This is a genomic window from Anaerovorax odorimutans (assembly GCF_024459955.1).
In the GTDB taxonomy this organism is placed as follows: domain Bacteria; phylum Bacillota; class Clostridia; order Peptostreptococcales; family Anaerovoracaceae; genus Hominibacterium; species Hominibacterium odorimutans_A.
In genome coordinates this window covers 1-683 of record NZ_JANFXK010000079.1, presented here as the reverse complement: position 1 = coordinate 683, position 683 = coordinate 1, and the positions used below count along the sequence as shown (strand labels likewise).

General features: G+C 57.4%; 1 pseudogene. It reads left to right on the top strand.

The features are described 5' to 3' along the window. Positions 1–10 precede the first annotated feature (10 nt). Positions 11–683, top strand: a pseudogene (locus NE619_RS17930) (hypothetical protein); the annotation flags it as partial.

Genomic DNA, 683 nt, shown 5'->3' with positions numbered 1-683 from the left:
AGTATAAACCATGAAGCATCTATCCATTGACCTGGAGACCTATTCCAGCGTCGACGTCAAAAAAGCGGGACTGTACAAATACGTGCAGTCCCCGGATTTTATGATCCTGCTCTTCGCGTACAGCGTAGATTTCGGCCCGGTACGGATCGTTGATCTGGTAAACGGCGAGTGCGTCCCGGCTGAGATTTTGTTGGCCCTGGATGATCCCGCGGTGATCAAGCACGCATACAACGCGGCTTTTGAGTGGTACTGCCTCAACAAATTCGGGCAAAGCCCGCTGGAGCAATGGCACTGCACCATGCTGCACGGCCTCTACTGCGGGTACACGGCCAGCCTGGAGGCCACCGGCAAAGCGCTGGGTCTGCCACAGGAGAAACAGAAACTGATGACCGGCCGGCGTCTGATCAAGATCTTTTGCACGCCGACGAAGCCGAGCAACGCCAACGGAAACCGTACCCGCACCTGGCCAAAACATGAGCCGGAGAAGTGGAAGCTGTTTAAGGAATACTGCGTGCAGGACGTCGTGACCGAGATGGAGATCGAGAAACGGTTATCCGGCTTTCCGGTGCCGGAGGACATTCAGGCGCAATGGGTGCGGGACCAGAAGCAGAACGCGTTCGGCGTTGCTTTGGATACGGAACTGGTGCGGGGAGCCCTGGCCGTGGACGCCATGGTCAAGGCGG